At 72.5% G+C, this 6,971-nt stretch carries 7 protein-coding genes; 3 read left to right on the forward strand and 4 right to left on the reverse strand.

Translation table 11 applies throughout. The annotated features are described in order from the left end of the window. The first annotated feature begins 120 nt into the window (after nucleotides 1–120). A complete protein-coding gene (locus IEZ07_RS34990; RefSeq protein WP_191898727.1) occupies nucleotides 121–324 on the forward strand; it encodes a hypothetical protein in 204 nt (67 codons plus the stop codon). Next, complete coding sequence (locus IEZ07_RS34995; protein WP_191898728.1) at nucleotides 321–632, forward strand: DUF6247 family protein; 312 nt, start codon at nucleotides 321–323, stop codon at nucleotides 630–632. The genes IEZ07_RS34990 and IEZ07_RS34995 overlap by 4 nt, the downstream gene beginning before the upstream one ends. A gap of 370 nt (nucleotides 633–1,002) precedes the next feature. On the opposite strand, the gene IEZ07_RS35000 is transcribed toward IEZ07_RS34995, so the two are convergent. Genes IEZ07_RS35000 through IEZ07_RS35010 form a run of 3 tightly spaced genes read right to left on the reverse strand, consistent with a single transcriptional unit; the run spans nucleotide 1,003 to nucleotide 4,179 of the window. Further along, a complete protein-coding gene (locus tag IEZ07_RS35000) occupies nucleotides 1,003–1,407 on the reverse strand; it encodes a DUF6009 family protein (protein WP_068904600.1) in 405 nt (134 codons plus the stop codon). 55 nt (nucleotides 1,408–1,462) lie between these two features. Beyond that, complete coding sequence (locus tag IEZ07_RS35005; protein WP_191898729.1) at nucleotides 1,463–3,025, reverse strand: DNA primase family protein; 1,563 nt, start codon at nucleotides 3,023–3,025, stop codon at nucleotides 1,463–1,465. Then, nucleotides 3,022–4,179, reverse strand: coding sequence for a bifunctional DNA primase/polymerase (locus IEZ07_RS35010; RefSeq protein WP_191898730.1), 1,158 nt, complete (start codon nucleotides 4,177–4,179; stop codon nucleotides 3,022–3,024). The genes IEZ07_RS35005 and IEZ07_RS35010 overlap by 4 nt, the downstream gene beginning before the upstream one ends. 971 nt (nucleotides 4,180–5,150) lie before the next feature. Between IEZ07_RS35010 and IEZ07_RS36155 the strand changes: the two genes are divergently transcribed. Beyond that, entirely contained in the window at nucleotides 5,151–6,062 is a 912-nt protein-coding gene (locus tag IEZ07_RS36155; protein WP_373868906.1) for a hypothetical protein, read from the forward strand. A 99-nt stretch (nucleotides 6,063–6,161) separates the two neighbouring features. Here IEZ07_RS36155 and IEZ07_RS35020 read toward each other — a convergent pair whose 3' ends face one another. Further along, the gene (locus IEZ07_RS35020) at nucleotides 6,162–6,845 is read right to left on the reverse strand and encodes a sulfotransferase family protein (RefSeq protein ID WP_191898731.1); all 684 of its coding nucleotides are present in this window, start codon (nucleotides 6,843–6,845) and stop codon (nucleotides 6,162–6,164) included. Nucleotides 6,846–6,971: the final 126 nt, after the last annotated feature.

A 6,971-nucleotide genomic window follows, 5' to 3' on the forward strand; every position in this document is an offset into this window, starting at 1 on the left:
GTCCCCGCCCCCCGAATCGACGAACTCCTGCACACCACCCCCTGGCAGCACGTCGCCTGAGCGGCTCCGCACTCTCCCGATTTTCTGTACTGTTCTGTACAGCAGGAGGGGAGGGCCACCTTGACAGAGGCCGCGCACAAGACCGTCGACCTGGCCACGCTGGGGAGAGCGCGCACAGCAGCGCACAACGCTCTCCGAGAGGCTGTCATCCACGCCGTCCGGCAAGAGGACCGCGCCGAAGCCGTGGTGGCGCGTGAAGCGGGCATCAGCCGCACCACTGTCCGCTCATGGCTCGGCAAGACGACGACCAAGGAGGCCTCGTGACCGCACAGCCCCATGCCGTACCCCCCTCGGCGATCGAACGCACTTTCACCGCGGTCCGGGCGGCCCTTCCCCCTGACAACATCGGTGCGTTCGATGCCGAACTCGCGCAGATCACCAATGCCACCGTGGCGGACCTGTCCGCGCTCGACGACTTCCTCACCGGTTGGTGGCGCATCGCCACCAGAGCCGCCGGAGACCGGGAGGACTGGCAGCGCATGCACGCCGAAGCCCAGGAGATAGGTTCCGGGCATCGCCCGGCGGGGACGTCCCTGGCGGAGGTTCTCGCCCGGCGCGGAGTCCAGATCTAGGTGTACACCGTCAGAATCGGTGCTCCCGTCGCCGAAGCTCAGATCGACACTCTCTCCAAGCAGGAGATAGACGTACTGCTGGAGATCTAGGCTGACTCCGGGAAACGGCCGCCGACTCACCCTGGCAGGCAACATGCACGTCTGGGATCACGCCGGCATCCCGGTGACATACGTCGTGCTGGACGCTCCTCAGCGCGGGGTGTCCGTGCTTCGTGTCGATCGTCATCCGTTCTGATCAGCTCGGGTCCCATCGGGTGGGGCCCGATGGGACCCGCTCCGGGCACCGGTCCGGGTCCGTACCGGCGGGTGCCGGTACGGACCCGGATGCGTCCCGGCGCCGTCGTCGCCGGGACAGGCGCGAGATCCCTGTTCAGGCCTTGGGGAGCGTCCTGCCGAGTTCGAGCATCGCCTCGGAGGCCGGGCCGCCCTCGGAGCGCTCGGTCTTGTAGCCGGCGACCTTCGGGGCGAGCGTCCGGGGATCGACCGCCTCGGAGGGGGCTCCGGTGGCGTACAGGCCGTCCGGCTGCTGGTCGCGGTCGTGCGGCAGCAGCCAGAACACCCGGCGGCGGAAGGTGCCGGAGGCCGCCGACGCCCTGGCGTCGGGCCCGATGACGGCGTATCCGACCATGCGGCCGTCGCGGTGGTACGGGGGTTTGCGCCTGCGGCTGGGCAGGCGGTCCAGGGACTGGCGGACGTAGTCGAGGGGCTCGATGTCCTCCAGCCAGACGAGCTCGGTCTCGTGGACGAGGTCCTCCGGGTCGATCAGCGCGCTCACGCGGCCTCCTTCGTCAGCCGCGCTCGTGGCACCGCGGTGTCCGTGGTTCGCTCGCTCACGGCTGCTGCTCCTCGACGGGAAGGTCGGAGATCAGGCCGATCCCCGGGTAGAACTTGCGCGAGTTGGACAGGACCATCTGCCTGGGCGAGGCCAGCCCGACGGCTTCGCGGACGCGGGCGGCGAAGGCGCGGGCCGAGACGGGCGTGGCACCCTCGAAACCGCACCAGCGTGCGTACTCGGTGTACAGGCGGGCTTGTTCGGCTCTCATACCGGAATCCAGTTTGCACGTCTCGGAGATGAACCGCCCGACGTGGTCCTCGGTCTCCGCGTAGGCGTCGGTGGCCAGCCGTACCCGCTGCGGACCGCTCAGGTCCTTCTCGCCGAGCAGGTAGCGGCGGGCTCCGTCGACGAGCCAGGCGAGGATGCCCGGCCCCTCCTCCTGGACCAGGACGCGCGCCAGGTTGTCGATCTTGCGTTCCTCCGAGACGACCCGCTCGAACGGGATCAGCCGGATGCGCCGCCAGAACGCGAACCCCCCGCTGGTCACCTCGGGGCGGTGGTTGCCCAGCAGCCACAGGTGGTGGGTCGGGTCGAAGGAGAAGAAGTCCTGCCGCATCCGGCGGGCCTTGATCTTGTCGCCGCCGGTCAGCAGCTTGACCCGGGCCTCGTCGAACTTGTCTCCGGGCTTGAGCTCGGAGCAGACGATGATGCGGCGGCCGTGCAGCTCGGCCAGGTCCGTGGGGTGGCCGTCGAACGTCTTGGCCATGAGGAATCCGGGCGGAGCCGCGTCGGCGTAGTCGCCCAGCAGCTGGAGCATCACCTCCAGCAGCACCGACTTGCCGTTCTTGCCCTGGCCGTACAGGAACGGCAGCACCTGCGCGCCGACGTCACCGGTGACGGAGTAGCCGAGCAGCAGGTGCAGGAAGTCGACGGTCTGGCGGCCTTCGGCGTCGGTGCCGAAGATGTCGGCGAGGAAGCGCTCCCAGCGGGGGGTGGGCATGCGTTCGGGCGCCATGGTGGTGGAGCGGGAGTGGAAGTGCCGCGCCGGGTCCGGGGCGCTGATGACGCCGGTGCGCAGGTCGACGACCCCGGCGGGGGTGCACAGCGCGTACGGGTCGGCGTCCAGCAGCTCGGCGCCCAGCACCATGCCGGGGGCGGCCTTGGCCTGCGCCAGCAGCGCCTTCATGCCGGAGGTGGACAGCGAGCGGCGCCGGTGGCCGTGCAGGTCGCGGTCGCTGAAGATCCCGCGGACGTCCGTCACCGCGATGTTCTCGGCCATCTCCCCGGCGGCCCACACGACGGTGTCGCTCTCGTCGAGCTCCCAGCGGTGCCCCGCCCAGCGGTACCAGCCCAGGCCGGGGACGTGCCGGAAGTCCTTGCCGTACAGGCTCACGAACAGTTTGGCGTTGCCCCGGTCCGACAGCGAGTCCGGCAGCAGGCCCTCGCTGGTCGCCGCCGCGGGCGCCGCGGCCCGCGCGGGCTCCGCGGCGCCGTTCCCGCCGGTCCGGGCGCCGCCTCCGGGGCTCCGGGGCTCCGCGGTGACGGGCAGCGACAGGTCGAGTATCTGCTGGGCGACGGCGGCCGGGTCGAAGCCCCCCTGCCCTGGTGAGGGATTCATCGATTGCCTTCGGCGTGGAGGCCCCGGCGTTCGGCCCCGGGGTCGGTGGTCGGGCGTCCTTCGATGTGGAGCGGGTGGCGGGCCCCGGCCGCGATGCCTGCACGGATGATCTGGGCGCAGCGGCGGGTCTGGCCCGGGCGGGCCCGGTCCGCCGCGTCTGCGAGGAGCCCCTCGGCCTCCGCCTGCCCGAGATGGCCTGCGGCGACGAGGCCTCCGGCGGTGTAGGCGGCCACGTTGAGCTTGGCGGTGAACCCCGCGCCCTCGGGTACGGCCGCGCAGGCCAGCACCTCGCCCAGGACCCTGTCGAGCGCGCGCCAGGCCCCCGTACGGCCGCCGCCGGCCCTGACGACGGCCTGGCGGCCCCGGGGCGGCGCCATCACGGCCCGGGACGGCTGCGCCCGGGGGGCGGGCTGGGGACGGTGGCCGGTGCGCACCAGCTCCCGGGCCAGCCACTCGGGCAGGGGCGCGGGCACGCGGCGGTCGCCGAGCGGCGTGTAGACGCCGTCACCGGTGCGGGTGCCGGGGGCGATGATGTAGCCGCCGCCGGCCCTGACGTCGACCTGCCAGGCCAGGGCGCGGCCGGCGCCGGCCGCCGACCCGACGGAGCAGAGGAACGGGCCGGCGTCTCCTGCGCGGTACCACACGTGCATCCCGCCGGACGGCGTGCGGACCCGCAGCGTGGCGGAGTCCTGGGCGGGGTCGGGGGCTCCGCGCAGGGCGGCCAGCAGCGCGAGCGCGTGGAACCCCGTCGTCAGTCCGGTGAGGTCGACCTGGTCGGGGATCGGGATGCCCGGCAGGATCCGGTCGCGGTCCGGCACGGACGAGGGGTGGGCGTCGACGTCGATGACGACCAGGTCCGCGGGCCCGCAGGCGACGCCGACCCCGAAGGCCGGGTTGGCGGTCCACCAGGAGGTGATCAGGTCGGGGTCGGTGGTGGCGGCGTGGAAACCGTGGCACCAGCGCCCGGCCCCGAGGCAGGCACAGGAGGCCGGAGGGTGCCCGGCGCCCTGGCAGCGGCGGCAGTTGCCCGCCGGGGTCTTCCTGCCGGGCGCGAGCGGGTGGACCGGCCAGCCCCTCGCCGCGCACCAGCGCGCGACGGCGACGGACCGGTCTCGCCCGGCCTGCCGGTGATGGGCCTCGTCTGGCGGCGTCACTGCGTCCTTCCCGTCCGTGCGCTGGCCGTGAAAGCTCGGTTCGGTACCCGGAACCCGTCGGTCGGAGGCCTCCCGGAAGGCCCGGCGGACCGGCGGTGTCTCCGGAGTGACTCAAGCGACCGAAGCGACTGAAGATCCGAACATCAGCACAGGCTAGCGGACAGTCGGTCTCCGGTGCGGGAACACGGCCGTGCGACGGTCATCGGTGAGCGAACAGGGAGAGAACCGGCGGACGGGGCCGCCCGGGACCGCCTGGACGGACCGGGACCGGGGCGCCCGGTCCCGAACTACCGAACCGCAGCGACCGAACCGGGTGGCAGCGACCGGAGCGGTTCGGTCGCTGCCACCGGTCGCCGGGAGGGAGTCCCAGGTCACGGCCGGTTTTACCGCTGCAAAAGCGACTGAAGCGACTGAAGGACGGGGTCTATGACGCGCACACGCGCGGGTCAAGTTCCCGTCATATACCCGATCTCGAGTCGCTTGGGTCGCTGAGAGCCCCGGAAAGTGCCTCTGACCTGCTATTTCATCAGCTACCGAACCGCAGCGACCGAACCGTCGCACAGTCACTGCCGGGTGCCGCCCTTGACCTCCGGCAGGAAGAACGGCGACCCAAGCGACCGAAGCGACTCAAATCAGCAATTGTCGTGATGTTCCGGAGGACGTCCAGGACCCTCGCGAGCCGGTCCGATCCCCGGGAGGAGAGCCCCTTTCCGGGGCGGTGGAGAGGTCGGCGGGCCGTGTCCGCGGACGGCCCGGAGAGCGGACACGGGCCTGCCGGACACCGGTATCGGGCGGGAGCTTAACGATTGCCGGACGCGGCAACCGGCCTGCACCCGCCGTGCACTCCGGGCGCTACGCCGCCTCGGCTTACTGGAGGACACGGGCCGCTCCGGCAGGGCCCGCACCGGCCACCCGGAACCACCGCAGCATCGGCCGGAGACCTGTCTCCGTCGTAAGGATCCGTGTTCTCCATGACGTTCTCCACCCGCCTCGCCGCCCGTGCCCTGACCGCCCTCCTGGGAGTGTCGCTGGTCTCAGGAACGGTCGTGGCGGCCGGAAGCGCCGCCTCCGCCGACAGCGGTGAGGGCCGGAAGGTCATGCTCAAGGGATCGACCACCGCGTCCTACTACTGGGACGACGCTTCGGGCCGCAACGGCGACACCGGGCTGCCCGCCTCGGGCAAGCCGATGCAGAAGGGCCTGGCCGCCTCCCCCTCGTGGCCGCTGCTGACCGAGGGATACGTCGTCTACAAGGGGAAGAAGGCGCCGTTCTTCGTGGGCGACCGCGGCCCCGGTGAGCCGTCCACCCGCGGCATCATGCTGGACCTGGACGCCAAGACCTTCGCCGACCTGACCGGCGGGAGGTTCAACCCCGACACCCTCGCGGTGAACGGCAACGGCGGCAAGGGCCACATCGAGGTCGACTACGTGATCACCAAGTGGGGTCCGGGCGTCGGCAAGAAGAACCACCCGGTGCCGTTCGAGACCCGTGCCTGGTCCAGGAAGGACCGCGACCCGGCCGAGCCGGTCCTGCTCCGGACCCCGGCCAAGCCCGCGGCCGAGCCCGCCAAGGCCGCTGCGAAGGCCCCTGAGGCTCCCGCCGCGGGCAAGGCCCCGAAGACCGTGCCGTCCACGCCGTCCACGCCCACTCCCCCGGCGTCCTCGGCGCCGGAGCGCGCCGCGACGCAGGAGGGCAAGAGCGCCCCCGCCGCGGTGCAGACTCCCGCACCGACGACGCTCAAGGCCGATCCCGTCTCCGCCTCCGGTGAAGAGGGTCCCTCCGTCCCCACCGGCTTCGTTTTCGCCCTGCTGCTGGTGGCAGGCGTCGGCTCCTACGCCGGAGTCCGCCTCCTCAGTGCCCGCCTGCTCCGCGAGCGGGGCTGACCCGGACCGATCCCCTCCGCCCCCGCCCCGCCGTGCGCGGGGCTCCCGAGGCCGCCGCCGGACGTCCGGTGGCGGCCTCGGCGTTCTGCGACCGGGAGTTCAGCCCCGGGTCCCGGGCCCCGCAGGGCCGCCCCACAGCGTCCGGCGGAAGTTGCCCCAGAAGCGGGCGCTGTCGTTGGCCCGCGGGAACGGCCCGGCGGGGACGGGCGCGCCCAGGAACGCGCAGAGCGGCTCCCACCCCTGCTCCACGTGGTAGACCAGCAGCCGCTCCGGCGGCAGGGAGCGGCGCACCTCGGCGTTGTGCCGCTCGAAGTAGCCGATCGCGCTGTCGCGGTCGAAGCCGATGTCGCGGCGGTCGCGGTTGAGCGTGCTCAGCATGCGGATGAAGGTGGCCGCCCGGCTCCCGGAGGGCAGGGCGCGCAGCACCGGCCCGGCCAGGGGGTGCCGGAGCAGGAGGGGCAGCCTGAAGATGGTCTTCCGGGCGCTCTCGTACCAGGCCTCCGGATCGCGCTCGGTGAGGATCACCTTCGCCGCGGGATGGGCCGCCGCCAGTTCCCTCCAGTAGGCGGCGGCGGGGAAGTCCACGCACGCCCGGTAGCCGCGGAAGACCGCGTCCCAGTCGCGGGTCCGCCCCTCCGCCACGTCGATCCACTGGCGCATCCGCGCCACACTGCCGACCACCTCGTACATGTGGTAGCAGGGATCGAACCCCAGCCGTTCGAGTGCGACCTTGAGGGAACTGGTTCCGGTCCGCCCCAGCCCCGCGCCGATGACCTGCAGCATGCCTCCAGCGTCTCACCGGACGTCCGGGCGGGGCAGCCCCCGCCCGGAGAGCCCCGGGCCGGGGGTCAGACGGTGAAGCCGCCGACCAGGTCGCGCAGGGAGCGGCTCATGCCGGCGAGTTCGGCG

The organism is Planomonospora parontospora, assembly GCA_014647935.1.
Taxonomy (GTDB): Bacteria; Actinomycetota; Actinomycetes; order Streptosporangiales; family Streptosporangiaceae; genus Planomonospora; species Planomonospora parontospora.